This window comes from Devosia sp. MC532 (assembly GCF_016461625.1).
GTDB lineage: Bacteria > Pseudomonadota > Alphaproteobacteria > Rhizobiales > Devosiaceae > Devosia.
The window spans coordinates 244819-271117 of record NZ_JAEMNZ010000001.1; the positions used below are offsets into that span (position 1 = coordinate 244819).

The following is a 26299-nucleotide window of genomic DNA, read 5'->3' on the forward strand; positions in this document are numbered from 1 at the left end:
ACTGCTCACGACTTGTCCTGGCAATGCATCAATGCTCCGAGCAGCCCACTGTCGTGCCCTAGTGCAGCAGCACAAATCTCGGTGCGGAACAGTTCCGGCTCAGAGGCAACCTGACTTTTCACACGATCGAGAAATCCTCGTGCCAAGCCGATGCTTCCGCCGATGGCAACGCGGTCCAATCCCAATATGGAAGTGAGATCCGTTATTAGTGTGCCGACGCTAGCAGCGGCGAGCGCGATAACGCCTTCATGCTCGCCACTTTCAAAAACCGCTTTCGCATCTGCGAGCCCAGCCGCAGCGGCTAAGGCCTTGCCACCGGCAATGCTCTCAACAGTGCCTACACGTCCAGAACCGCAGCGCGCTGACCCATAGGGCGACGAGACGAAACCGACATGGCCGGCAAGGCCGTTAGAGCTTTCGACAAGCTTCCCACCGAGGACAAGGCCACCACCAACGCCCGTAGAGACGGTGATGTAAGCAAAGTTGTACGCCCCCTGCCCAGCCCCCAGCTTCGCTTCAGCAACAGCCGCCGCCGCCGCATCATTTATTGCGCAGCTTTTGTGGCCAAAGCGCTCGACGAGCAACGCGCCCAACGGCGCCGCTGTGATTGCACTGAGAGTTTTGGTATTAACCGCATGCCAATTGCCTTGGTGATCAACTCGCCCTGCGACAGCGACACCAACAGGCTGACCGTCCGAGTGACCGATGCCTCTCAGGAGGTGCGCCATCTTATCTATTTGAGCGTCCAGCCCCGCAGCGGGATCTGTCATATCCTGCACTTTTACGGCCACGCGACCGTCTTCAATGCGCGCGGCTGCGATCTTAGTGCCGCCCAGATCAACCGCGAAGCCGCTTAGGCTCATTTTGCGCTCCGAATGGCGTCAGCGAACCAAGAGGTAACATGTTCGAGACGCGTCAAGGCACTACCAACGGTAACCGCGTCTGCACCAGATTGCATGGCTGCTGCGGCCAAGTCAGGTGAATTAAGGCGGCCTTCAGCCATAACAAATGCACCTAAGGCTTTGAAGTCGCGGATAAGCCGGAAATCCGGTCCATCGTTATTCCCGGCTGTTGCCTCGGTGTAGCCGGACATGGTCGTGCCCAAAATCTGCGCACCACCAGCGAGCGCTAGCTTGCCATCAGCAAGAGTCGAACTGTCTGCCATCGCAATTTTCCCGGCTCCGAGAATAGCAGCCAGCACTGCTTCCTTGCTGTCAGGACGGGCGCGGTCAGTCGCGTCATAGGCTATTATGTCGGCACCGGCTTCTGCCAAAGCGATAGCTTCCGAAACACGCACGGTAATGCGAACAGGGCTGTCGTCGAGATCAGATTTTACAATGGCAATGATCGGGACATTGACCAGCGGGCGGGTCGCCTTGAGATTGTCGACACCTTCAATGCGAAGAGCAACAGCGCCACCGGCGACACAGGCCTGCGCCATGGCCGCAACAATCTCTGGGCGATCCATCGGACCGTCATCTACTGGCTGACACGAGGCCACCAGGCCCCCACGGATGCGGCTCAAAATGTCCACGATCTAGTCCTTTAAACGAGAGTACCGGCGGCAACGCGAGAATGTGTCGCCGCCGGGAACAGTATTCAGATTAACTGATCACGCCGAGATCGCGGGCGATCTTTTCAATCTTAGCAGTAGTTTCCGCATCCAAACCCTTCAGAGGCGCGGTCATCGTTGCCGACGAAATAATGCCGCGTGCGGCCATAACGACCTTGAACGCGCCAACACCGGTAGCGTCACCCGAGCGACCAGCCGGTACAAAAACGACTTCGAAAAGATCGTTGATGAACTTCTGTTCCTTGACGGCAGTGGCGTAGTCACCAGCCTTCGCTGCGTCCCACAAACGGACATACGCCGCTGCTTCATAGTTCGCAGCGCCAGGAACGGCACCATCGGCACCGATAAGAGCCATGGCATCAACAACCATTTCGTGACCGGTGAACAGTACCAATGGCTTACCGGCAGCTTCGTTGTAGGCAATGAGGCGACGGAACGACACGTCGTCGCCCGAGGAGTCCTTCACGCCAGCAATGACGCCTTCCTTACCGAGCTGAACGAGCAGCTTAGGCGACAGCTTTTTGTGAACGCGCACCGGAATGTCGTAGGCGAACAGTGGAACCGAAATACCCGCCTTGATGATGCGGAAGTGGTCGGCCACTTCAGCTTCATCGTTGATGGTGTACATCGGCGCGGTGGTCACGATGGAGTCTGCGCCGGCTTCAATCATCTTATTGGCGGTGCGAATGACGGTCTGCGGGGAGACTTCCATCGCGCCAGCGATAATCGGAACGCGACCAGCGTTCACTTTGGCGATGTGGCGAACGATCGCGACGCGGTCTTCCTCAGACAGATAACAGACCTGGCCCGTCGAGCCGAGGGCGAATAGGCCGTGCACGCCGGAGGTAATCAGGTACTCAACGAGGTTGGTGAGATCGTCAAAATTGACGGTGCCGTCCGCATTGAGCGGTGTGACGACTGGAGGAACGATGCCGTGATAAACGTGCTTAGACATGAGAGGACCAAGGGTCAGGAGGTTAAGGAGGATCCGACTAAACGTGCAGCAGGCTTGGCGCTGCCGCGAGCAAAGTACGGGTGTAGTTTTGGGACGGAGAACCGAGCACCTGCGCGCCCGGACCATATTCGATGACCTTGCCGCGGTTCATCACGGCAATATCGTTCGAGATGTGGCGTACGGTCTGAATGTCGTGGGAGATGAAAACCATCCCCAAATTAAGCTCGCGCTTGAGGTCCTGGAGAAGATTGAGAATCTGCGCCCGAACCGAAACGTCCAGTGCCGACGTCGGCTCATCGGCAACAATCACCTGAGGCTCCAGTGCGAGAGCGCGAGCAATCGCAACACGCTGGCGTTGCCCGCCAGAGAGTTGAGCCGGAATTGCGTCGAGAACTGACTGCGGCAAACCCACAAGGGAAACGAGTTCAGACACACGACGTTGACGCGAGTTGTCGTCGCCAATGCCGTGAACCTGCAATGGATCAACCAGCGCATCGCGGACAAGCATTCGCGAATTGAGTGCGGTAGCCGGATCTTGGAACACAACCGATACCACCCGACCAATACGCTTGCGCGTCTTCGCGTCGAACTTTTTGACCTCTTCGCCGCCAAAGAAAATCTGACCCGAACTCGGTGCCAGAAGACCAATCAGCACTTTCGCCGCGGTCGATTTTCCTGAACCAGATTCGCCCACTACACCCAAGGTGCGGCCGCGATGAACCGCAAGGGAAATAGTATCGAGTGCACGAAGCGAAACCGGCTTCAGAATGGACGACCGGATACGGAAGTCGACGCAGACGTTGCGCAGTTCAATTAGGGCCTCGCCCTTTTCGGATGCAACCGTGCTCATGCGTTTTGCTCCAAAGGTTGAACCAAGGCGTCATCGGGATGAGCTGCATAAAAATGCTGCGTGTTTGGTATTTGGCGGAAGACGCGATGCACACCCGCATTGCGCTCAGGGTCCGATGACCGTGGTGCGAAACGATCGCCTTCCGGGAATTCACGCGGAGAAGGTACTGTGCCCTTCACCTGGTGAAGTCGGGAAGCACCCGCTTCGATGCTGAGAACAGCACCAAGCAAGCCACGGGTGTATTCGTGCACCGGCTGAGTCAGAACCTCACGGGTTTTACCCTGCTCAACCATCTGGCCAGCATACATCACCGAAATGCGGTGGGAGATTTCAGCAACCAAGGCCAGATCGTGAGACACGAAGAGCATTGCAAAGCCGAGTTCTTCGCGCAGACGATTGAGCAGCTCAACCACTTGCTTCTGTACGGTCACGTCGAGTGCCGTAGTCGGCTCGTCGGCGATGACCAAGCGCGGATTGCGGGTAAGCGCCATCGCGATAAGTACGCGTTGCCGCTGTCCACCCGAAAGCTCATGCGGATACGAATTGAGGATACGCTGAGGCTCAAGACCAACCATAGTGAGCAGGTCTTCAGCCGTGCGGGTCCCGCCACGCGAGGTGAGCTGCGCCATCTGGCTGCGGATCAACATAGCCGGGTTCAGCGACGACAGCGCGTCCTGATAAATCATGGCAATGCCCTTACCGCGCAGAGCATTGCGCTCCTTCTCGGTCATGGTGAGAAGGTTCTTACCTTCAAACAGAATCTCGCCCGTGATTTTCGCCCTCGGATCAAGAAGACCCATAACCGCGAGCGACGTGATGGACTTGCCGCAACCACTTTCGCCAACGAGCGCAACGGTCTCTCCCGGACGAACCGAGAAGGAGATCTCGTCCACGACGTTGACATTGCCGTGTCTCGGGAAGGCTATCGAAAGGTTCTTAACTTCGAGAAGTGGAGCCTTGCCGTCGTCACCCACGAGGCGATCCGTTCGGGCCAACTCAATGCGACGGAGTTCGGCAAGACGATCCTCGAGAGAGACGACCGCGTCACCCGCTACCGCCTCATTACCCTGGGCCTTGGGCGCAGTGAGCTGATCGATCGCGGCGGCAACTTGGCTCTGGTTGATCGCTGCGCGAGCACGAGGTGCCGCCATGGCGTCCGTCATGCCTTCGGCAAGAATGTTGAGCGCCAAAACTGTAATCGTAATCATCATGCCGGGGAAGAAAGTCGACCACCAACTGCCGGACATGACGAGCTGACGCCCGGCGGCCATCACATTACCCCAACTTGGCTCCGGGTCAGGAACTCCAGCCTGAATAAATGAGAGCGAAGCTTCAAACACAATCGCATCGGCAACAAGGATGGTTGCGAAAACCAACACTGGTGCCAAGCAATTTCGAGCGACGTGCTTGATTAGAATGTGCGGTGTAGAGGCCCCCATAACGCGCACAGCAGCAACATAGTCATCGCCATATTGGCCGATGATGTTTGCACGAATGACACGGGTCACCTGCGGCACATAGAGGAAGGCAATGGTGAAGACCAAGACAGGGAGGTTCTGGCCAAACACCGTGACGAATACAACTGCCAGAGCAATGCCCGGGAACGACATGACCATGTCGAGGACACGCATAAGCGTCTCGGAAACGAGCTTACTTGCGGTTGCAGCTATTGCGCCCAAGACAGAGGCTGCAATGAGCGCGACGAAGGTCGCAGCAATACCGATAATCAGCGAATAGCGGGCGCCATAGGCAAGACGAGAGAAGATATCGCGTCCCTGTCGGTCAGTACCGAACCAGTGCGTTGCGTCCGGACCGGCAGGGCCACGTGTAAGCCCGGTGGCGAGCGGATCAAACGGCGAGACAAGCGGCGCAAAAACAGCGCCAAAGCCAACGAGCGCCAGCACAACGAGCGCGATCTTGGACGTCAGCGGAAGGTTCTTCAGGCCTGCCAGGCTTAAACCCGGAACAGAAAGCTTTTTGGTGGTTTCAGTACGGATCACGTCAGATATCCCGGATGCGCGGATTGACCAGCACGTAAAGCAGATCGACCACGACATTGATCACGATGAAGGCGACCGCCACGGTCAGGGTCACGCCCTGCACCAAGTTTGGTTCATTATTGCTGACACCATTGAGGATCAGCATGCCCATGCCGTTGATGTTAAAGATGATCTCGATGATGACGGCACCGCCCATGAGATAGCCGATGCGGAGCCCCAAAACGGTGATCGGCGTAATAAGCGCGTTGCGCAGAACATTGCGACCGACAACGACATGTCGAGGAATGCCAGCCCCAAGCGCTGTGCGGACGTAATCCTTGTCGAGCTCTTCAACCACGGCTGTACGGACAACACGTGACAACTGGCCGACAACTGGCACAGCAAGCGCCACAGAAGGCAGCAACATGCGGAGGAACCAACCACCAAAATTGTCAAACATGTCTGGCAATCGGCCAGATGTCGGAAGGAGAGAAATCAAACCGACTTTGTGCCCAAGCGCTTGAATAAGCAGAACAGCAAGCCAGAAACTGGGGGTCGACAGCGACGCAATCGAGAACACACGGATAAGCTGATCGGGCCAGCGATCGCGATAAATCGCAGCAATTACACCGAGCAATAGCGAGAAGAAGACTGCAATTATCAACCCAAGGAAGGTCAGCTGCAGCGTGATTGGAAAGGCGCGAGCAACTTCGTCAATCACTGGCAACTGGCGCGCAGAGTACGTGCCCAGATCACCCTGGATCATGCCGAAAAGGAAATCGATGTAGCGGGACAATAACGGCTCATCGAGCCCATGCTGCAACCGATAGGCAGCGCGCGCCTCCATCGATGCGCCCTCGCCCAGCGCGGTGATCGCTGGATCTACGCCCGAAAAGGACATGACGAAAAAGACGAGGAAGGTGATCCCTAGGATCATGATCGGCAATTGCAGTAAGCGGCGACCGATCAGATTGAGCACGTTTAGCATTCCGCCTTGGCTCTCTTCTGGGTAAGCGTGACGGGGAAGTAGACCCCGGGATAACCCGAGGTCCGTATTTGCGAATGGCGCAATGTGCGCGACTGGCTATTACTTATTCACGCCAACATCGAGGAAGGACAGACCAGTGGTTGGAACTGGTGCAAAGCCCTCGAGTTCGTCTGGGTTCCAAGCCGTCGGCAGCTGGCGGTGCAGCAGCGGATAGAGCACGACTTCTTCAGAAAGAAGATCCATGGCTTCGTTCCACTTTGCAGTCTGCTCTTCACCGGACAGCTTCTGTGCGTCGGCAAGCAGCTGGGTCAGCTCGGCGTAGCCTTCGCTTTCAGCCCAACGGTAGCGCGTGGTTGGCCAGATGTTGTCGCCAAACCACCACTGCATCAGAATGTCTGGGTCGTTGCCGAACACAGATGGATCACCAGGGGCGATCATGACCTGCATTTCGCCAGCATCGACCTTAACGTACTGACCGCCGGACTGACCGATGTCGAGCGTGGTGTTGATACCAACAGCATCAAGGCTTTCCTTGATGATTGGCGCAACGTCCTTCACCCAACCATGATCAGTGCTCATCAGCGTGATATCAAGCGAAGGAACACCCGCTTCAGCGAGAAGGGACTTAGCCTTTTCTTGGTTCAGCGAATAGACCGTCGAAGCTTCGTGGAAGTTCGGGTGCGTTTCTGGAAGGAAGCCCTTAGCAGCGGATGCGTTGTCGAGCATGCCAGTGCCAATGACCTTATCCATGTCGATCGCATACATAAACGCCTGACGAACACGAACGTCGTTGAACGGCGCCTTCGTGGTGTCAAACATCGCGAAGAGCAGACCGAAGGACTGAGCCTTTTCAAGCTCGGCAGTCGCAGCTACCGCGTCAACGTCGATGTAAGGAACATCTTCCATCGCCTGAATTGTGCCAGACGACAGAGCGTTCACACGCGCAGTAGGATCGGCAATAAGGTTCCAGACCATATCAGCTGCAAGCGCAGGACGATTGCCGGTGTAAGCCTCGTTACGCTCAAACACAATTTCCGCTTCCGGCACTGCCGAAATCAGCTTGTAAGGACCCGTACCAGTCGGGAGCTTACCGAAAGCTTCCGGATCCGCCTCAACAAGTGCCTTCGGAACGATCTTAATCGAACCGATACGCTCGTTGAACAGCGAGAATGGGTACTTGTTGGTGAACTTTACAGTCGTTGCATCAACGACTTCCACCTTATCGATGAACGCTACGAATGAACGGAACAGCGAGTTCGAGTTTGGATCCAGCACACGTTGAGCCGAGAAGACAACGTCTTCTGCAGTTACTGGGGTGCCGTCATGAAAAACAGCGCCCTCACGCAGCTTAACGATGTACTCGATACCATCAGCACTGGTCGGCATTTCTGCAGCCAGGGCAGCGTAAGGCTGACGGGTGACCGGGTCGAGATCAACCAAGCCTTCCATGGTGTGCCAGTTGGCAGCCACAGTGACCGCACCCGACGCATTGAGCGGATCGAAAGTGCCAGAGAGACCGTAAGCGATACCGGCCTGAATGGTGGCATCGAGGTCGATATTATCAGTATTTACCTGCGCAAAGCTGGCCGATGCGCCAAACAGCGACATTGAGGCGAAAGCACCTGCAGCAAGGCAGAGAGCGCGGCGAGAAATCCCTTGAGAACGCGAAGTCACTTATTCCCTCCAGTTGACATCAGACGTCTGACGTCTGACGTCTGACGTCTTCTATCCTAATGTATGGCTGCACGCAAGCCTTGTATCCAAGCGAAATACGCGGAATATCGCGGCACGCTACGGCGAAAACACACGCATGGTAGGAAAATGAGCGAACCGACTGACAGCACCAATAGCCCATTGCGGATGCGCCGCTCGACCACTGCCGAACAGATCAAGCACCTGATTATGCAAAGGGGTTTGCGGCCGGGGGATGCTATCCCGACCGAGGCCGAGCTTTGTAACGATCTGGGGGTTTCCCGCTCATCGGTGCGCGAGGCGATTCGCACTTTGGCCACACTCGACATCGTGGAGGTCAGGCACGGTCATGGCACGGTCGTGGGGAATATGAGCCTGACACCGCTTGTCGAGACACTGGTGTTTCGCGGCGCGCTAACACCCGGCGACGATCTGGAGGCCCTTCGTGAAGTGATCGAACTTCGTCGCGTGCTGGACTTGGCATTCACCGACGCTGTGGTGGACGCTCACAAAGGCAAGGCGAACCCGATCATCGAACGGCTCGTCACGAACATGGTCGAGCGCTCCAATAACAATGAACCCTTTTTGAGTGACGACAGGCTCTTCCACTCTGAAATGCTGTCACCTGTCGGCAATCCGTTGGCCGTTCAGCTCGTCGCAGCTTTCTGGGACATCCATACGGCCGTATTGCCGAAACTTGATCTCGCCCTTCCAGACGACATGCGCCAAACTGCGCAAGCGCACAGCGACCTCTATTGGTCGGCACAACGCGGAGACCATGAGGGCTACCGCCATGCCGTAATCGCGCACTATGATCCTCTGGTGCGCATGCTGCAGAAGCAGGCGAAGTCGTAGTACCCTGCCCCAGTTGCGCAAGTGAATGCGTCGCTATCCCGAAGAATAGCGACGCCAAGGGATTTCATACTGCCCGGCATCGAAGGCCAAACGACCTAGCCGAACGCCAGACAATCAGATTTTAGGACGCCGCGCGCAGGCTTCCCGTACCGCCAGACGCTTGTACTGAACGCGTACCCGCCAGTATCGCCGCCTCAAGGCATGCCTCCTTCGGCTGGCCATTTAGCCAAGCGTCGATAAACCCGGCATTAAAGGCATCGCCAGCGCCGGTCGTATCGACCACCTCAACCTTTGCACTGCTGCGGGCGATCACCTCACCCTCGCAGGCCAGCATAGCCCCGTCGCCCCCTAGTTTGAGTGCAACAACGGGGAAATGCGATGCCAGCTTAGCCAGTGCCACGGCCGGATCTGTATCCCCGGTCAGGGCCTGCGCTTCTTCCAAATTTGGCAAAAACAGATCCACATCCTTTGTACGTTCAAAGAAAAATGGATCCTTGATGAGCGTGTCATCCCAACTCGGGTCAAGGGACACGGTCAGTCCCTGCGCCTTCGCCAGAGCGACAGCATCCTGCATTTCGTAAAGCGTTGCATATTCGGCAATATGCAAATGCGCTGCCTGATCCCAGGCGATTGCGGTCTCAAAGGTTGCCGGGCGTGCATACCCCGCACGACGCGAGAGAAAGGCGCGATCACCGCTATTGACAATAACCACAGTCAACTGCGGACCAGCCGTTTCGTGCCGATCGAGGAACTGCAAATCCAGCCCAAGCGTCTCGATCTCCCCGCCCAGCGTACGTGAAAGCGGATCTGTGCCAAAGCGTGCCACAACCGCTGAGGGACGACCATGCGCGGCAACATGAGCTGCCGTGATCAGCGCACCACCACCTGGGGTTAAAGCGAACTCATTAGCGAAGATTTCGCGCCCCAGTTGCGGCATGCCGTCGAGGCCGCGAAACACCATGTCGCAATATATACGGCCGAGGCTGAGAACAGCCCCGGCTTTGTTCGAAGTCAATGTCATGCGCGGCCAATAGCCTTTTCGGTCACGGCATCGAAGAGATAAAGCGAACCAGGCTCTGCCCGTACTGTCACCGACGAACCCACAGCAGGCACAACGCGGCCTGGTGCCGTACCGATGACGGTTTTGCCATTCAGGCCAATGTGCACCAGAGTTTCCGAACCAAGCGGCTCGACAGCCTCCACCAGACCGCTGGCGACAAAACCATTGCCCTCGCCTTCACCGACCACAAGATCATGCGGACGGATGCCAACCAGCACCTTGGCGTCATGGCCGGGAAGTGTGATCCCGGAAATGGCGGCACCGGCGACGCTGAGGTCCGACGCTGTCAGTTGGCCATCGATCATGTTCATTGACGGACTACCGATAAAGCGTGCGGTGAACACATCCTGCGGGTTCTCATAAAGCTCGGTCGGCGACCCGACCTGCAGAATATGACCATCACGCATAACCACGATCTTGTCGGCCATGGTCATGGCTTCCACCTGATCGTGCGTCACGTAAACAATGGTTGTGCCAAGGCGCTGATGTAGCGCTTTGATTTCCATACGCATTTGCGAACGCAACTGCGCATCAAGGTTCGAGAGTGGCTCGTCGAAAAGGAACGCAACAGGGTCGCGCACCATCGCGCGACCGATAGCAACGCGCTGACGCTGACCGCCAGAGAGAGCTGCAGGACGGCGATCGAGCAGATGCGACAGGCCCAAGAGCTTGCCCGTTTCTTCGATGCGCTGCTGCTTCTCAGCCTTCGAGAGCTTTGAGGTATAGAGCCCAAAACCGATGTTCTGGCCAACCGTCATATGCGGGTAAATCGCATAGTTCTGGAACACCATAGCGATATTGCGCTGCTTCGGCTCGCGCTGGTTCACGACCTCATTTCCGATCAGCAGCTTACCGCCGGAAATGTCTTCCAGACCTGCGATCATGCGCAGGGTCGTGGATTTACCGCAACCCGACGGACCGACAAAGACGACGAATTCACCGTCTTCGATCTTAAGGTCAATGCCGTGAACGGCTTGGGTTTTGCCGTAAGCCTTGATCAAGCCCTGAAGTTCGATACTGGCCATCAGACTGCTCCCTTTAATGCGGTGAATCGCTCATTGAGCGTGCGCGCGGCGTCAGCCTGTCGGCGCAAGATTGTTTCGTGTTTTGCAGCAAGTTCTGCTGCTTTGATTTTGTAGCCAGCAATGGCGGCGTTCAGCGGCTCAGGTGCCGGACCGCCGTAGCGTGTCCGCACAGCGACGAAATATTCTGGCGAGACGATTTCAGCAAAGCTTGCTTCGTTCAGTGCCGTTTCCCGCTGGGTTGCGTTCAAGAAGGCGTCACGGAATGAGGCGTAGCCGTCCTTGGCCAGATCGCCCTTTTTGGCGACAACCGACTTGGCCACTGCCGCCGCAATCTCGTGTCCTTCGCGGAACGACAAGCCCTCGCGCCGAACCAGGCTGTCCGCCAGTTCGGTGATCGTGATGCAGGAGCGCGAGATATTTTCGCGCACACGATCAGGGTTGATGCGGATTTGTGCAACCAGAGCGGCCAACAGGTCGAGCACGCGATAGGCACCGGCGAAAGCGCCATAGCCCATCGACTGCGTTTCCCCTTCGCTGTCGTTCATGTCGGTGAACGGGGTGTTGTGCACCACGGTCAGCATGGCATGAGCGCGACCAACGGTCTGGCTCGAAAGATGACGCAAGTGCTCAATCGGCACCGGATTGCGCTTCTGCGGCATGATCGAGGAGATCTGCACGAGGCTATTTGGCACATAGATCTGCCCGACCTCAAAGCTCGTCCACACTTGGAAGTCTTGAATGACACGTCCAAGGTGGAGGAACATCAGTTCAATGGCTGAGTAGGTCGAAGTGATGTAATCCACGCCCGCAATGCAGGAATAAGAATTCTGCAAAGGCTCGGAGAAGCCCAAGAGGTCGGCAACGCGGTGACGATCAATCGGGAACCCCGAGGTCGTGATCGCAGCCGCGCCCATCGGCGAGTAATCGAGAATGCGGTACGCTTCGAACAGCCGCTCGATGTCACGACCAACAAACTCTACGACTGCAGACAGGTAGTGACCAAAAGTGGTTGGCTGCGCTGGCTGGCCATGAGTATAGGCAACTATCAGCGTCGCCTTTTCCCGCTCTGCCGCTTCGATTAGCGCCGCATGCAGAGCAAGCGCCTTTTCGAGCAACACGTTCAACCGCTCGCGGATACCGAGCTTGAACAACGTGTGGTCGATGTCGTTGCGCGACCGCGAGGTGTGCAGACGCCCACCAAGGTCCGGGCCAACGCGCTTTTTCAATTCGCGTTCGATTAGGAAGAAGAAGTCTTCTACCTCACCGGTGTAAACAAGGGACGATGGTTCAATTTCGGCATCAATGCTAGCGAGCGCTTTAGCAATGTCCCTTCCCTGCTCTTCTGTGAGAATGCCGGTTTCAACCAGCATCACCAAATGCGCACGGTCGATGGCGCGGAAACCTTCGACGTGGTGATCCTTCGCCCCATCAAAGAGGGGGCGAAGTACGGTTTCTTTGTAGACTGGGTCTGGGAAGACCGAGGTGTCGGTGAGACGTGGATCGGTCATCGCTTAGCCCTTAAGACCGGCCAGCATGACACCGCGAACGATGTAGCGCTGAAGCGCGAGGAACACGAGCAGCGTCGGAATCGTGCCGATCGCCGCGCCAGTCATAATCAACTCCCACTGGATCGCAGCTTCCGCCGAGAACGAAGAGATACCCACAGGCAATGTGTAGAGCTCCTTGGAGGTCGTCACAATCAGCGGCCAGAAGAAGGCGGTCCAGTTGCCGAGGAAGGAGAAGATGGCCAGAGCAGAGATGGCAGGAACCACCATCGGCATAGCGATCTTCCACCAGATGGTGAATTCGTTCAGCCCATCAACGCGGGCCGCCTCGAGGAAGTCGTTCGGCACGCCTTCAAAGAACTGCTTCATCAAGAAGGTGCCAAATGCCGTCATCAGGCCTGGGAACATGATCCCCCAATACGAGTTCAGCCAACCCAGCTGGCTCGACATCAAATACCACGGGATCACCAACATTTCGGTCGGGATCATCAAGGTCGACAGAATGGCGAGGAAGATGAAGTAGCGGCCACGGAATTGGAACTTCGCCAGCGTGTAGCCAACCAGACTGTCGAAGAAGACGTTCGACGCGGTCACAACGACAGCAATGAAAGTCGAGTTGATGAACCACTGCAGGAAGCGGCCATCTTGCAGAACCTTCAAATAATTGTCAAAGGTCGGTGCGGATGGGATCAGCTTGAGGTCATAGACTTGGCCCGACGTCTTGAGCGAGGTCGAGAACATGAACAGCAATGGCGTGATCATGATCAGCCCACCGATGAACAGCAGCGTCCATGCAATGTAACGACCGGGACGAATATCGCGGCGGTTGGCCGCCAATTCAGAGGAAACGGTTGTAGCGGTCATTTCTTTTCCCTCAGCACATAGAGCTGGAGCAGAGAGACGATGAGCAGGATGGTGAACAGCACCACTGTCTGCGCAGCGGCATAGCCCATCTGGTAGGACGAGAACGCGGTCTGATAAATCATCAACACCAGTGGCTTAGTCGAGTTCAGCGGACCACCCGGATCATTGGTGGTCATGTTGTAGACCTGATCAAAGATGCGGAGGAAACCGATGGACGAGAAGACGACGAGGAACACAGTGGTCGGCTTCAGCAGCGGAATGGTGATCTTGCGCAAGATAGCACCATCGCCCAAGCCGTCGATGCGCGCGGCCTCATAAAAGGTCGATGGAATAGCCCGCAGACCTGCCATGAAAATGATGATCTGGAAGCCCAATCCTGCCCAAATGGCTGGAATGAGAATTGAGAACAGCGCTTGATCGACCGAGCGCAGGAATGGCTGCTGCGGGATCCCAACACTGCTCAGAACGGAGTTAATCACGCCGATTGGAACCGGCTGATAGAACCAGCGCCATACCCAACCCATAGCGGCAGCCGTGGTTAGGAAGGGCAGAAAATAGAGCGCACGGATGAAACCATGCATGAAGCGGACGCGGTCGAGGTAGTAGGCGATCAAGAAAGAGATCACCAAACTCAGTGGCGTACCGATGATGAGATAGAGGAAGGTGTTGTTGAACACTTTCCAGAAAGCTGGATCGGCGAACATTTTTTGATAGTTCGCAAAGCCGATAAACTTGGCCGGACGCAAGAGGTCCCAATTGGTCAGCGATAGCCAAAACGCCTGAAACGTTGGATAAAATCGAATGCCTGCGTAGAAGGCGATCGGGATGATGAGAAACACCCAAGCCCAGATCACACGCTTTTGGCCGATAGTCAGTCGGTCCCAAAGCCGAACCGGTCCTGACTGTGGAAGTGCGTTCGTTGACGCCATGTTTGCTCCTTGTGGGGCACCCGGGCGCTAGAGCCACAGATCCACACCGCCTGACGAACCACCCCGATCACAAGGACCGGGATGGACCGATTTTTTGGAGATAATCGCGAGCTCTAAGCCCGACGATTAGCGGTTGTCGTTGATGATCGCCTGCTCTGCAGCAGCTGCAGCGGCAACGGAGTCGGCTGGCGACTGACCTTCGAGCAGAATACGATTAACCGCATCGATCGCCGTCGTACGCTGACCAGCTTCGTCGTAGAAGCGGGTGGTGTGCGCGTATTCAAGGCCCTTCAAGAACGGCGCGCGGATTGGGTCAGCAAGATTGGCTTCGGTCAGTGCAGCGTCGCGACGCGCTGGCAGTTCGCCAACCGTTTCCAGCCAGATGTTCATTGCCTCTTCCGAGGAAATGTACTGCAGGAACTTCTGCGCAGCTTCGAGCTCTTCACCCTGAGCAGTCGCGCCGATGCCGTTAGCAAAGTAGGACGAGTAGTTCGAACGCATACCGTTTGCATCGGCTGGCAGCTCGACAACACCCCATTCAAATGGGTTGGCAGCGAACGCACCGAGGCGGAACGTACCGTCGATGGTCATAGCAGCAAGGCCTGCACGGAATGCTGCCTGGCCTTCATCCATGAAACCAACCAGGCCAACCTTCTGCTCGGTCTGCAGGTCCGTATAGAACTTCATCGCTGCTGCGCCAGCTTCGTCGTTATAAGCGACGTTGCCTTCTGCATCATATGGGACGCCGCCGAACTGACGAACGAGTACTTCGCGCCACCAATGGTGATCCTGCCCTGCCATATCGAGTGTGATACCAGCGGACGTGATGTTGCCACTACCATCAACCTTGGTGGTGGCCTTAGCGGCAGCGACGAGCTCTTCCAGATTGTTTGGAGGCTCGATGCCAGCTTCAGCGAAGTGCGCCTTGTTGTAGAACAGTGCAAGCGAACGCACCGCCGTCGGCAGACCATAATAGTCTTCGCCACGCTTCATCGCAGAGACGATTGGGAAAAATTCTGATTCAATCTCATCGTGCGGGAACACAGCCGGATCAAGTGGCTGAATGAGGCCACCGTTCACGAACTGATCGGTCCAACCGTAGAAGAGCTGCACAACATCCGGACCCTGCCCTGCAACCTTAGCAGCGACAACGCGCGTCTGGTAATCGGCATAAGGGAAGGTGGTCTGCTTGACGGTAATGCCTGGGTTAGCCGCCTCGAAATTCTCGATCAGCTTGTCCATAGCCTGAACACGGCTATCGAACACATACTGCCAGTATTCGATTTCAACGGCCTGGGCGGAGCCGAGTGCCAACATGCTGATGCCAGCGGCGAGACCGGCCATTTTTGCTTTGAAAAGCATTGGTATATATCCTCCATACGACCGTCGGCCTAAGCGACAGCTCTCCATGTGACCTGAAAGTCCCCTTCCAAGCTTGCCTTCAACGTCCCCCAGAATCCAAGCGATTGTCAATAACATAATCTACTTGAGTTATTGTTTTGACATTCGACTTTTGGTGCTATGAGTTGAGCGCATCCTTCGGAGATCACCCTTGACTAGCCGCAGCAAAAAACCCGTACCGCCTATGGTCGCTATCGGCTCCAACCCAGAACGAAACCGCGCGCACAATCGCCGCGTCGTCCTGGAAGTGATCAGATTGCACGGTCATTTGGGTCGCACTGAAATTGCCCGCCACGCCAAAATCACCGCCCAAGCGGTGACCAATATCGTTGAAGAGCTGCTCGCCGAGGGGATGCTGATAGAGTTGGGACGGCTTCGCTCTGGGCGTGGTCAACCCCCGATCCAATTTGCAGTCAATCCCGACGGCCCACTCACAGCAGGCGTTGAAATCGCCGCCGACCATATGGTGTGCGTCCTTCTCGATCTCTCCGGTCGCGTGCGTGCGCAGTCGATCAGTCGCCTTGAGGATACCGGCCCGGCCGTCGTGCCAAATCTTGTCGCACATGAAGTGGCCCGTCTTCAAACCGAACTCTCTGCAACACCGCCTCCTAAGCTTTTGGGCATAGGCGTGGTAATGCCCGGACCGTTTGAAATTGAGGGTATGAGTTCTGTCGGTCCGGCGACCCTCCCAGGCTGGACTGGCCACGACCCAAGAAAACTCTTCGCCCAAGCCACTGGTCACGATGTAGTTGTCGAAAACGACGCGACCGCCGCCGTCGTAGGCGAGCGCCTCTATGGCGCCGGTCGCCAGCTTACCAATTTCTGTTACCTTTATTTCGGCGTTGGGCTTGGGCTCGGCGTCATACACGATGGCCGCCCATTGCGCGGTGCATTTGGCAACGCTGGCGAAATCGGTCACATCGGCCTAGTGCCGCGCAATGGCGCTGGCAAGGCTGGCCCGGCTGGCGCACTCGAGCGGTTCGTATCCGTTTTCGCTCTGCGTGAGCGTTTGGCCATGGCGGGCATCTATGCCAAAACCGTGGAAGATATCGAGCGCCTGCACGAGGCGCAAAATCCAACTCTGCTCGATTGGATTGAGACCGCTGCAGATTATCTCGCGCCGACCGTGGCCCTACTCGAAAACATTTTCGATCCCGAAACCATTATCTTTGGCGGCGGCCTCCCTGACGCCGTTCTGGAAGCAGTAATTTCAGCAATCAATCCTCTGCCAGTTACTGTGGCCACACGTGACAAACGCGTCTTGCCGCGCGTTCTAGGCGGGCAGACTGGCCAACTAACGGCCGCCCTCGGTGCTGCAGCATTACCTTTGCTCGACACCGTCTCCCCGCACCTCAGCCTTTCCGATCCTGCAAACTGACCCATCTTCGACGCAAGGACTAGTCGATCATGCTTTCTTCCCGCGACCGTCTTCATAACCGAGCAAAATCGCCACGCTTCGTCGCGCTGTACCGTGCCCTCACGCGGCTCAAGTCCACAGTGACCGTTATGAACACCGGCGCCCATCCGGACGATGAGCACAACTCCATGCTCGCCTCCTTGCGCCATGAACACGGCGCACGCATTGTTGTCGCCTGCTCGACACGTGGCGAAGGCGGTCAGAACACGCTCGGTCCAGAGCGTTTGGGAGCCCTGGGTGTTGTCCGCAGCCGCGAGCTTGAAGAGGCCGCCCGAGTTATTGATGCCGACATCGCTTGGCTCGGGCACGGACCGAATGACCCCGTTCACGACTTTGGCTTTTCCAAATCCGGCCCAGACACACTCGCCCGCTGGGGCAAGGAACGTACAATCGATCGGCTCGTTCGCGCCTATCGCGAATTCCGCCCTGACATCGTTATTCCAACCTTCCTCGACGTTCCGGGCCAGCACGGTCACCACCGTGCCATGACTGAAGCAGCCGAAACCGCACTCGCTCTGTCAGCCGATCCGACGTATAAAATCGCCGGCCTCACCGCTTGGAAGGTCAGCAAATATTATCTCCCCGCATGGTCCGGCGGCGGCGACTATTATGACGACGAAGTTCCTCCACCTCCCGCAACCACGATGATTATTGCGGGCGCATGCGACCCGGTCACGGGCTTGAGCTTTGCTCGTCTCGGCGAAGTCTCGCGGGCTTATCACGCCACCCAGAATATGGGCGACTGGCGCTATGACGCTTCACGTTGGGACCTCCACCTCGTTGGCGGAACAGCTGAAATCAGTGTCTTTGACGCCCTCCCGACAAAACTGTCGGATCTTGGGTCCCTGCCTGAATTGGCCCGGGCTGACGCGGCTATTGCGAGCGCTATTGCAGCCTTCCCAAAATCGGATGAGGTTCTAAGCGCCCTGATTGCGGCCAAGCAGGCACTCAGCAGTATTGACGCGATCGCTGAACGACACGCGCACCGCATCACCCGAAAAATTGTCGAACTCGACGCTGCAATCGTACTGGCCGGTGGTCTGGACCTGACTGCGTCCGTATCCTCCCGCGACGTCCTCCCCGGATCGAGTGTAACGATCACTGTCGAAAGTGCACATCCACTGGCCGGTACTGTCACCGTGACACCAGTCGTGCCAAATGGTTTTGCCTCCGGCGTTCCTGTCAATTTTAGCGCCCGCACGGCCATCCTGACTGTCGAGGCCGATCCGCATGCAGACGTCGGCAATCCCTATTACCCAAATTGGTTCAGCCTAGGCGGCAACGGCGCGCTCTGGCTCGAAGTCGAAACCGAGGTCAGCGGGACCAAAGTTCGCTTTGCACTCGATACAGAAGAAGCCGTCCAAATCGCCCCAGCGAAAAGTGCCGCAATTACGCCCGAGGCACTCATTCTAGCGCTTCCCGCACAGGGCCAGCACAGCTTCACTGTGAAAAGCACCGGCGCTCCATCGTCTGTATCAGTTGAGAATATCCCGCCTGGCCTAAGCGTCAAATCTGCGGGCGATGCGCTGCAGCTCATAGCAACTCCTGACCTCACTCCCGGTAAATACCACCTGCCACTAAGCGTTGACGGACTTTCGGCTCACGTCGTCACCCCTATTGCCTACGAGCATATCGGCACATCGCGCTATGTCCGCCCGCTCACTCTCGACATATTGGCGCTCGATCTGAAAGTGCCTGACACCACGGTAGGCATCATCAACGGCGGGGCCGACAATGTCAGCTTCTGGCTTAAACGCATGGGGGCCAATGTCATCGACCTAGACGCTGAAGCACTTGCGGGCAACCTCTCAGTCTATGACACTATCATCGTCGGCCTCTTCGCTTACGGCACGCGCCCGGACTTGAAAGCGGTAACCAGCAAGCTACACACTTTCGTCGAGAACGGCGGGCACTTGGTCACCCTCTACCATCGCCCAACGGACGGCTGGGACAAGCAAACTACCCCTCCTCGCCCGCTGACAATCGGCTCGCCTTCGCTTCGCTGGCGCGTCAACAACCCATCAAGCCCAGTCGAAATCCTGCAGCCCAACCATCCGCTCTTTGCTGGCCCCAATACCATCACCCGCGCCGACTTTGACGGCTGGGATAAAGAGCGCGGTCTCTATTTCGTCTCTCACTGGGATGAAGCTTATGAGCCCCTCCTAAGTATGAACGATGTCGGCGAAAATCCGCTCTTTGGTTCTCTCGTCTCGGGGAGGATCGGTAAGGGGCGCCATACCCACACGAGCCTCGCGCTGCACCACCAGCTCTATAAGCTGGTTCCAGGTGCCTTCCGCATCATGGCTAACCTCTTGCAAAGAGCCTAAAATGGCCCAAGCGCGTGTGCTGCCCCTTGGGCTAGCGTGGCTTCTTTCCGACATGGCTCTGGTCACTGTTATGACCGTCCTCGTCAAAATGAGCGGGGCCAGTTACCCATCGGTGCAGATTGTTTTTATTCGCTCGCTCATCGGTCTCGTGAGCGTGCTGCCGCTGGCATGGAAACACCGCACTGCGCTCAAAAGTACCAAGCGACTGGGACAACACAGTTTTCGGGTATTGTGCAATACGCTTGCCCTCAACTGCAATTTCGCAGCGCTGACGGCACTGCCTTTGGCGCTCGTAAACGCCATCGGCTTTACCAGACCACTCGTCACTCTGGCGCTGGCCAGCTGGCTCCTTCAAGAACGCTCGGGACCGTGGCGCTGGATAGGCACTGGGATCGGTTTTTTTGGCGTGCTGATCATGATTGGCCCCAATCAAGTCGAATGGAACCTAGGCCTATTAGCCGCTCTTGGCACTGTTGTGTTCGGTTCGCTATCCACGGTGCAAACCCGTGGGCTGGCAGGAGAGAACACAACCACATTGATGGTGTTTTACACCGTTGGGCTGACTGTATTCACATCCGCCCCAGCGATCATCATGTGGGAGCCGGTGCGCCTTGGCGATTGGCCAGTCCTGATAGCGATCGGCGCACTCGCGCAAGTTGGACAATATTGCTTCCTGCGCGCCTATCAGAGCTCCCCAGCCAATCAACTGGCGCCCTTCCACTATCTTTCCATTATAGCCGCAACCGCCGCAGGGTTCCTTGCCTTTGGTGAGTTACCATCCGCGTCAACCGCTATTGGCATCGCCATTATCCTATCGGCGCTTTACATCACCAATCATCTCGACAAACGACAGTCGGCACACCGCACCACGCCCTAAGCTCGCGCTCGACTATCGAGGCCCGCCTCTTCCTAGGACGGACCCAGACAATAGGAATATCGCGCTTGCGGTGTCTTAAACCAAGCTCAAAGCCCTGGAGACTGAGGTCGGCGCGGTCGTGTTGAGATAGCCCGCTCACGCCCGAGCAAAAATGCTAGTGCTCTAGAACATCCCACAAGGGATGAACTGATAACCGCAACAATTTCAATGAAAGAAAATGGCGCGAGAGACGGGGCTCGAACCCGCGACCTCCGGCGTGACAGGCCGGCGCTCTAACCAACTGAGCTACTCCCGCAGCGCTTGCGAACTCTCGTTCGGCGCAACGTGAAACTCATCTACTGCACTATTCGGCCAAAGGAAAGGTGCTGACAAAAATATATCGAGATCACTGTGCCTTAGACGTGGAAAACTCCGTCAAAGGCCTGTGTTCCTGCGATCCACCTGCATGAGCGCAGCATTAGCTCGGTACAACCTCCAAGCGCCCGAGCAGAGAAGCCGCGTGATTGAGGCTTGCGCCGGTTGAGATCAGCATTGTGGGTAGTGTCAGCCATTCCAGAGCCCAAGCAACGCCTGAGCGCTCGTTCTCATGGATCATCGCGAGATTGAGCGTGCCAGCATGCCCCGCAACCTGCTTGGCTAAGGTCACCAAAGCTTCGGCAGTTACCGGATTAGATTTATGGGCCATCGCAGATGACGATCCGCCGCCAGTCAGGCGGACAGCGCCGATTTCATTCTGCGCGAGAAGGGCCACATCCATGCCGATCTTCCCCAAAATTCCCGTTATCTGCACGAGGATATTGCCGAAGCCGACGATTTGGTCGCGCTGACTATGCCAAGGCTCTGCAAGACCGAGGTCCAGCATTTCCGCCATGTGCCGAGCGATTGTATCGCCATGCCCGTCAAAACTGGCGCGATCACCCACTGGGCCACCCAATTGGAGCACCAAAAGCGACTGTCGCAAAGGGCCTAAGGCTTTCAAAATGCGCGCGAGCGGTTCACTCCAAGTGGCGAGTTTGGCGCTCCATGTGGACGCTAGGGCAATTTGCATACGCGTATGCGCCAGGTAAGGCCTGTTTCCGAATTCAGCCTTCATCTCGCCGAATCTGGTCAGAAGCAGAGAGATCCGCTCCTCATAAATGGCAATCACCTTCGCCAATTGCAACATAAGTGCGGTGTCGACAGCATCTTGGCTCGTCGCGCCCTTGTGCAGATACACAGCGGCAGACGGCGAAAGCCGAGGCTTGAGCTGCCTAATCAGTGCGGGAATGGGTACGCCATCGCGGGCCATGCCGAGTTTGAGGTCGTTCCAATCCATCGAGAACTGTGCGAGCGCTGTTTCAATTTCTTGCGCTGCGGCTTCAGGAATGAAGCCGGAAATGGCGCTAGCTTTCGCCAATGCGACTTCAAACGCCAAATAACCGCTGACGAGCGCTTCGTTACTGAGCAGCGCCTCGATTACCGGATCACTGGCAAAGGCCGACAGCAGGTTATTCATAGCCAGTGACCCAAAAATCAGATGTCAAAGAACACGGTTTCACCTTCGCCTTGCAGGCGAATGTCAAAATGATACGCGAGCGTGCCATCTGCGTCATCTCGCTTTGCAACAAGAGTTGCCCGACGGCGTAGGTCCATAATTTTCTTTAGGACATAGTCTGCAGCATTGGCTTCTGCCTCGTCGTCAAAATAGACACGGGTCTGCAGACCAATATTGACGCCACGCGCCACGATCCACACGCTGATATGCGGAGCCATGAGAGTGCCATCCGGCGCCTTTACGCGACCGGGCTTAACCGTGTCGAAAAGAAACGATCCGTCCTCCTGGGTAGGCTGTCTACCCCATCCGGTAAACAACGGTGGGGAGTCTCCTTGCTTGGGAAAGTTGCCTTCGGCATCAGCTTGCCAAATTTCGAGCACAGCATCGGACACTGGCGCTCCGGAACCATCGATAACCCGACCGCGTAAAGCAATGCGCGGGCCGTTATAGCCCTCAGCCAACATAGTCTTGCCGGTGTCTTCGGCGATAACGCCAGTAATGCCACAGAAGTTGGGCGTCATGCCGATGTGGACATATGGCCCAGCCGTCTGCGAGGGGGATTCTTTCAAAACAGGAATTGGGTGCAGCATCAGTTCCCCTCCAACTTGTTTTCGAACATGGTGGAGCGTCGGCCTCTCAAGACAATATCAAAGCGATAGGCCAAGGCGTCCATCGGCGTCGTGTTCATTCTGTCCAATCGGGCGATCAACTGATCAATCGCGCTCTTGTCAGGAATCGTGCTCACAATCGGGCACTGCCAGATCATCGGATCGCCCTCAAAATACATCTGAGTGATGAGCCGCTGGGCGAAGGCATGGCCAAAAACGGAAAAGTGGATATGCGCCGGGCGCCAGTCATTGCCGGTGTTGGGCCAAGGGTATGCACCGGGCTTGATTGTGCGGAAACTATAGAAGCCATTCTGGTCCGTAACAGCACGGCCGAAGCCGCCAAAATTGGGATCAAGAGCGGCCAGATAACCTTCCTTCTTGTGCCGATAGCGCCCGCCGGCATTGGCCTGCCAGACCTCAACCAGAGTGTTCGGAACCGCGCGCGCGTTCTCGTCCAACACCTGACCATAGACGATCATGCGCTGACCTATGGCTTCATTCCCATCCTTAGCAAAGTTGCGGATGAGGTCATTATCCAGCGAGCCGATTGGCTCATGACCGAAAGTCGGACCGGTCATCTCCGACTTGGTTGGCCCCATAGCGATGAGGCTGTGCTGAGGGGAGCGAAAGGTGGAACTCTTATACCCCGGCGTCGCCGCAGGCGGATGCCAGTCGCGATCTCGCTGAAACAATACCCCGTCGTCTCCGGGTAAGATTATACCGGTCATCTGTCCTCCCCCTGGACCTTTTTGAGTTCTTCTTTAGCCAAGCGAAACGCTGCGTTGGCGGACGGAACTCCAGAATAGATTGCAACATGCATCAGAACTTGCGCCAAGTCCTCTTGCGTGGCGCCTGTATTGGCTGTTGCGCGTACGTGCATGGCGAATTCTTCTTCGCGGCCCAATGCCGCCAGGATTGCCAAAGTGACCAAAGAGCGTTCACGTGGTGTCAGATCCGGGTTGGACCAAACCGTGCCCCACGCCGTTTCGGTGATAAAAGTCTGAAAATCCCGATCCAGATCGGAAATTCGGGCTGTTGCCGCGTCAACATGCTTGTCGCCCAAAATTGCGCGACGCGTTTTCATACCTTGCTCGAATAGTGCTGAGTTAGGCATGACCATGCCCTTCCAAAAAAGATTGAATATGACGAGACAGTTGGTCCGGCGCCTCTAGGCTCGGAAGATGCCCCACGTGTTCGAGCAGAATATAGCTGGCGTCCGCGATGCGATCGGCACTTGCTTTCACCAGCGCAGGCGGGGTTGCCTGATCGTCAGAACCCGCGAAAACAAGTGTCGGCACTGAGATATGATCAAGGGCCGATGTCAGATCAGCATCCCTTAATGTTGCGCAGGTTGCAGCATAACCTTGTGCGCTGTTCTGCAAGAATTGCCGACGCCACACGTTCCAAGCAGCAGTGTTTTCCTGCGCAAATCTGGGACTGAACCAGCGCGTCATGATTGCATCAGCGATAGGCTCCACCCCATAAGCCAATACGGTCTCCATCCGCTCATTCCAGAAGGCTTCGGTGCCGATCTTGGCCGCAGTGTTGCAGAGGATCAGCGCATCAACCCTTTGAGCGCAGCGCTGCACCACGCCTTGCGAGATAAGCCCACCAATCGACACGCCGCACAGAGCGAAGCGGTCAAAACCAACATGGTCAACCAACGCCAGCAAATCGTCGACCTGATCGTCAAGAGTGTATGGTCCGCGCGGGACCGCGCTCAAACCATGACCTCTGAGATCATAACTCAAAACACGATAGCGCTGAGCAAGATGGCCGATCACATCATCCCAAATTCGGCAATCGGTGCCGAGCGAGTTGACCAAGACCAACGCTGGACCAAGTTTTGGACCACACAGCCGATAGTACAGCGCGCCTGAATGTCGTTCTAAGAAAGCCATACCGTCCCCCGACCCGGAGACTAGGGAGAAACACGCGCGAAGGTAAAATGATAACTTCAGCCCTAAATATAACCCTCAAATTATTTGACGTGCGAGCGAAACGCAGCGATCCTCAATAAACACCCGCCTTTTATAACTAGGAGGACAGTTTGAGCGGCCGCTTGGTAGACCCGCGGATAAAAATTCGCCACCTCGTCTGCTTCCTCGAAGTGGTCCGCCTTCGCTCGATTGTGGGGGCTGGTGAGGCTCTGAACATAAGTCAGCCGGCGGTTACGAAAACCGTTCAGGACCTCGAAGAAATTTTGGGCGAAGCACTTTTTGATCGCAGCAAACGTCGGCTTGCTCTCACAGGATTGGGTGAAGTGTTCTATCGCTACACTTCGACCAGCATGTCGGCGCTCCGGCAAGGGATCGACGCCACGCGCCGCTCATCCCAGGCGACGACTTTGCGGGTCGGCGCCCTACCCTCGGTATCCGCGCGCATTTTGCCCAGAGCCGTTCAGCAATTCGCCCAAGCCGTGCCCGAGGTCGTGACCCGCATCATTACCGGTCCAAATGGACACTTGCTCTCGCTTCTGCGTACGGGCGATGTGGATTTTGTTATCGGGCGCATGGCAGATCCGGCTGATATGCTCGGCCTGTCCTTTGAGCATCTCTATTCTGAGTGCGCCGTCGCGGTCGTGCGTAAAGACCACAAGCTACTCGCCCGTGACCATGTCGATTTGTCTGCCGTGGCGGACTACGAAGTCCTACTGCCGCCGCCAGACGCTTTGATCTATCCGTTGGTATCGCGGCTGTTTTTGGCGCACAATGTCATCGATCATAAGCGCCGGGTCGAAACCGTATCGGACGCATTTGCGCGCGCCTATGTGCGCAGCACTGACGCAATCTGGTTTATATCCGAAGGTGTCGTTGCCAACGACCTCGCCGAACATCAGCTTGTCAAACTCCCTTTTGATTTGAGTGAAACCGTCGGGCCCTTAGGGTTCACCACCCGCACCGATGTCGATCCGACGATCGATGTCACGACGCTGATGAACATGGTGCGCGAGCGCGCTGAGGAGATCAGAACGCCTCTTAGCGCCGAATGATGTTTTGCCGATCCGACCGCACTTGCAGTGGCGACTTCCCCAGATGTCGCGTCACGAACCGCGCGAAATAGGCCGGATCATCAAACCCGAGTTCGGACGCCACGAGTTTGACGGACAGATCTGAAAACATGAGGTAGCGCCGTGCCTCCGTCGCCAGTCGTCGATTGATCACTGATTGCGCGGAACCGCCAAGCATGGCGTGGCAGACCCTGTTGAGGTGGGTGTGGCTGACCCCCATCTGTTGAGCCAAAACCGAGACACTGCGTGAGCTGCGATAGGTTTGCTCGACCAATCCCCGAAACCGATCAAAGAGAAGCTGATTGCGTTGCAATGGGATATCGGACTGGATGGACGCTGCTGAAGCACGCTCAATCGCAGCGAATAGCAGCGTTAGAAGCGCGTTTTGTACGAGTTCATGCTTCGCACCCGGACTGCGCAGTTCACCAAGCACCTGATCGACCAATGAGCGCGCGTCAACCACCCCGTGAATGACCAAAGCCTGGTCAAAAGCGAAGCCTAAGGCGCGAATATCAGTTTCGAAAAGCGTGAGGACAAGTCCGTCCACATCCTCCGAAAACCAATATTCGTGCACGACCATTGTCGGGATCAGCACCAGATCACCAGAGTGCAACGAGACTTGAACGCCGTCCAACACCGCCGTCGCCGTGCCACCATCGATCACCAAGACCTGCAGCAATTGCTCATGGCGATGCTTATCGATGTGGAAGCCATGTAGCCGGCTGCGGGCTTGGATAGTCTCCCAATGCAGCAACTCGTGCGGGTCGGTCAGCTCACCATAAAGCGTGTAAGTCGGAATATGCGACATGTTCAGATCGTCCAGCTTTTTGTCGCTCTGATCCATTCACCT

The 26299-nt window shown here is 56.6% G+C and carries 24 protein-coding genes and 1 tRNA gene; 5 read left to right on the plus strand and 20 right to left on the minus strand.

What is annotated here, in order from left to right; translation table 11 throughout:
- Positions 1-5: 5 nt before the first annotated feature.
- From JHC09_RS01120 to JHC09_RS01150, 7 genes are all read right to left on the minus strand, one after another.
- A complete protein-coding gene (locus JHC09_RS01120) occupies positions 6-863 on the minus strand; it encodes an ROK family protein (RefSeq protein WP_199530480.1) in 858 nt (285 codons plus the stop codon).
- On the minus strand, positions 860-1534 hold the full coding sequence (locus tag JHC09_RS01125) for a putative N-acetylmannosamine-6-phosphate 2-epimerase (RefSeq protein ID WP_349236492.1): 675 nt from the start codon (positions 1532-1534) through the stop codon (positions 860-862). Before JHC09_RS01125 ends, JHC09_RS01120 begins: the two co-directional genes overlap by 4 nt.
- A gap of 70 nt (positions 1535-1604) precedes the next feature.
- Positions 1605-2528: a dihydrodipicolinate synthase family protein gene (locus JHC09_RS01130; RefSeq protein WP_199530481.1), complete on the minus strand. Its 924-nt coding sequence runs from the start codon at positions 2526-2528 to the stop codon at positions 1605-1607.
- 37 nt (positions 2529-2565) lie between these two features.
- Positions 2566-3378, minus strand: coding sequence for a dipeptide/oligopeptide/nickel ABC transporter ATP-binding protein (locus JHC09_RS01135; RefSeq protein ID WP_199530482.1), 813 nt, complete (start codon positions 3376-3378; stop codon positions 2566-2568).
- Complete coding sequence (locus JHC09_RS01140) at positions 3375-5378, minus strand: dipeptide/oligopeptide/nickel ABC transporter permease/ATP-binding protein (RefSeq protein ID WP_199530483.1); 2004 nt, start codon at positions 5376-5378, stop codon at positions 3375-3377. The genes JHC09_RS01135 and JHC09_RS01140 overlap by 4 nt, the downstream gene beginning before the upstream one ends.
- A 1-nt stretch (position 5379) precedes the next feature.
- Complete coding sequence (locus tag JHC09_RS01145; protein ID WP_169193989.1) at positions 5380-6345, minus strand: ABC transporter permease; 966 nt, start codon at positions 6343-6345, stop codon at positions 5380-5382.
- Between the two features lie 99 nt (positions 6346-6444).
- Entirely contained in the window at positions 6445-8019 is a 1575-nt protein-coding gene (locus JHC09_RS01150) for an ABC transporter substrate-binding protein (protein WP_199530484.1), read from the minus strand.
- A 147-nt stretch (positions 8020-8166) separates the two neighbouring features.
- On the opposite strand from JHC09_RS01150, the gene JHC09_RS01155 reads away from it, so the two are divergent.
- On the plus strand, positions 8167-8892 hold the full coding sequence (locus JHC09_RS01155; protein ID WP_199368487.1) for a GntR family transcriptional regulator: 726 nt from the start codon (positions 8167-8169) through the stop codon (positions 8890-8892).
- Positions 8893-9013: 121 nt separating this feature from the next.
- Here the strand turns inward: JHC09_RS01155 and JHC09_RS01160 are convergent, their stop codons facing one another.
- The 6 genes from JHC09_RS01160 to JHC09_RS01185 all read right to left on the minus strand — a co-directional run bounded on the left by JHC09_RS01160 (position 9014) and on the right by JHC09_RS01185 (position 15637).
- Positions 9014-9913, minus strand: coding sequence for a sugar kinase (locus JHC09_RS01160; RefSeq protein ID WP_199530485.1), 900 nt, complete (start codon positions 9911-9913; stop codon positions 9014-9016).
- Positions 9910-10977, minus strand: a complete 1068-nt coding sequence (gene ugpC / locus JHC09_RS01165; protein ID WP_199530486.1) for a sn-glycerol-3-phosphate ABC transporter ATP-binding protein UgpC — start codon at positions 10975-10977, stop codon at positions 9910-9912. The genes JHC09_RS01160 and ugpC overlap by 4 nt, the downstream gene beginning before the upstream one ends.
- Positions 10977-12485 (minus strand): argininosuccinate lyase, encoded by a 1509-nt coding sequence (gene argH / locus JHC09_RS01170; protein ID WP_199530487.1) that lies wholly within the window; start codon positions 12483-12485, stop codon positions 10977-10979. The genes ugpC and argH overlap by 1 nt, the downstream gene beginning before the upstream one ends.
- Positions 12486-12488: 3 nt before the next feature.
- Positions 12489-13346 carry a carbohydrate ABC transporter permease gene (locus JHC09_RS01175; protein ID WP_182395663.1) on the minus strand — a complete coding sequence of 286 codons (858 nt, stop codon included), beginning with the start codon at positions 13344-13346 and terminating at the stop codon, positions 12489-12491.
- Complete coding sequence (locus JHC09_RS01180; protein ID WP_169193994.1) at positions 13343-14275, minus strand: sugar ABC transporter permease; 933 nt, start codon at positions 14273-14275, stop codon at positions 13343-13345. Before JHC09_RS01180 ends, JHC09_RS01175 begins: the two co-directional genes overlap by 4 nt.
- 126 nt (positions 14276-14401) lie before the next feature.
- On the minus strand, positions 14402-15637 hold the full coding sequence (locus JHC09_RS01185) for an extracellular solute-binding protein (RefSeq protein WP_199530488.1): 1236 nt from the start codon (positions 15635-15637) through the stop codon (positions 14402-14404).
- 223 nt (positions 15638-15860) lie between these two features.
- On the opposite strand from JHC09_RS01185, the gene JHC09_RS01190 reads away from it, so the two are divergent.
- The 3 genes from JHC09_RS01190 to JHC09_RS01200 are packed head-to-tail and all read left to right on the plus strand — an operon-like array spanning position 15861 to position 20297.
- Positions 15861-17054 carry an ROK family protein gene (locus tag JHC09_RS01190; protein ID WP_199530746.1) on the plus strand — a complete coding sequence of 398 codons (1194 nt, stop codon included), beginning with the start codon at positions 15861-15863 and terminating at the stop codon, positions 17052-17054.
- A gap of 29 nt (positions 17055-17083) precedes the next feature.
- Positions 17084-19420 carry a PIG-L family deacetylase gene (locus JHC09_RS01195; protein WP_199530489.1) on the plus strand — a complete coding sequence of 779 codons (2337 nt, stop codon included), beginning with the start codon at positions 17084-17086 and terminating at the stop codon, positions 19418-19420.
- A gap of 1 nt (position 19421) precedes the next feature.
- Positions 19422-20297 carry a DMT family transporter gene (locus JHC09_RS01200; protein ID WP_199530490.1) on the plus strand — a complete coding sequence of 292 codons (876 nt, stop codon included), beginning with the start codon at positions 19422-19424 and terminating at the stop codon, positions 20295-20297.
- Between the two features lie 218 nt (positions 20298-20515).
- On the opposite strand, the gene JHC09_RS01205 is transcribed toward JHC09_RS01200, so the two are convergent.
- The 6 genes from JHC09_RS01205 to pcaD form a co-directional block, all read right to left on the minus strand.
- A tRNA-Asp gene (locus JHC09_RS01205) sits at positions 20516-20592 on the minus strand.
- Between the two features lie 162 nt (positions 20593-20754).
- Positions 20755-21792, minus strand: coding sequence for a 3-carboxy-cis,cis-muconate cycloisomerase (locus JHC09_RS01210; protein WP_199530491.1), 1038 nt, complete (start codon positions 21790-21792; stop codon positions 20755-20757).
- A gap of 17 nt (positions 21793-21809) precedes the next feature.
- Positions 21810-22421, minus strand: a complete 612-nt coding sequence (pcaG, locus tag JHC09_RS01215) for a protocatechuate 3,4-dioxygenase subunit alpha (RefSeq protein ID WP_199530492.1) — start codon at positions 22419-22421, stop codon at positions 21810-21812.
- Positions 22421-23167 (minus strand): protocatechuate 3,4-dioxygenase subunit beta, encoded by a 747-nt coding sequence (gene pcaH, locus JHC09_RS01220; RefSeq protein WP_199530493.1) that lies wholly within the window; start codon positions 23165-23167, stop codon positions 22421-22423. Before pcaH ends, pcaG begins: the two co-directional genes overlap by 1 nt.
- A complete protein-coding gene (gene pcaC, locus JHC09_RS01225) occupies positions 23164-23559 on the minus strand; it encodes a 4-carboxymuconolactone decarboxylase (protein ID WP_199530494.1) in 396 nt (131 codons plus the stop codon). Before pcaC ends, pcaH begins: the two co-directional genes overlap by 4 nt.
- Entirely contained in the window at positions 23546-24340 is a 795-nt protein-coding gene (gene pcaD, locus JHC09_RS01230) for a 3-oxoadipate enol-lactonase (RefSeq protein WP_199530495.1), read from the minus strand. Before pcaD ends, pcaC begins: the two co-directional genes overlap by 14 nt.
- A gap of 149 nt (positions 24341-24489) precedes the next feature.
- Here pcaD and pcaQ point away from each other — a divergent pair, with 149 nt between their 5' ends.
- Positions 24490-25431: a pca operon transcription factor PcaQ gene (gene pcaQ / locus JHC09_RS01235; RefSeq protein ID WP_199530496.1), complete on the plus strand. Its 942-nt coding sequence runs from the start codon at positions 24490-24492 to the stop codon at positions 25429-25431.
- Here pcaQ and JHC09_RS01240 read toward each other — a convergent pair.
- Entirely contained in the window at positions 25418-26293 is an 876-nt protein-coding gene (locus JHC09_RS01240; RefSeq protein ID WP_199530497.1) for a helix-turn-helix domain-containing protein, read from the minus strand. The genes pcaQ and JHC09_RS01240 overlap by 14 nt on opposite strands.
- Positions 26294-26299: the final 6 nt, after the last annotated feature.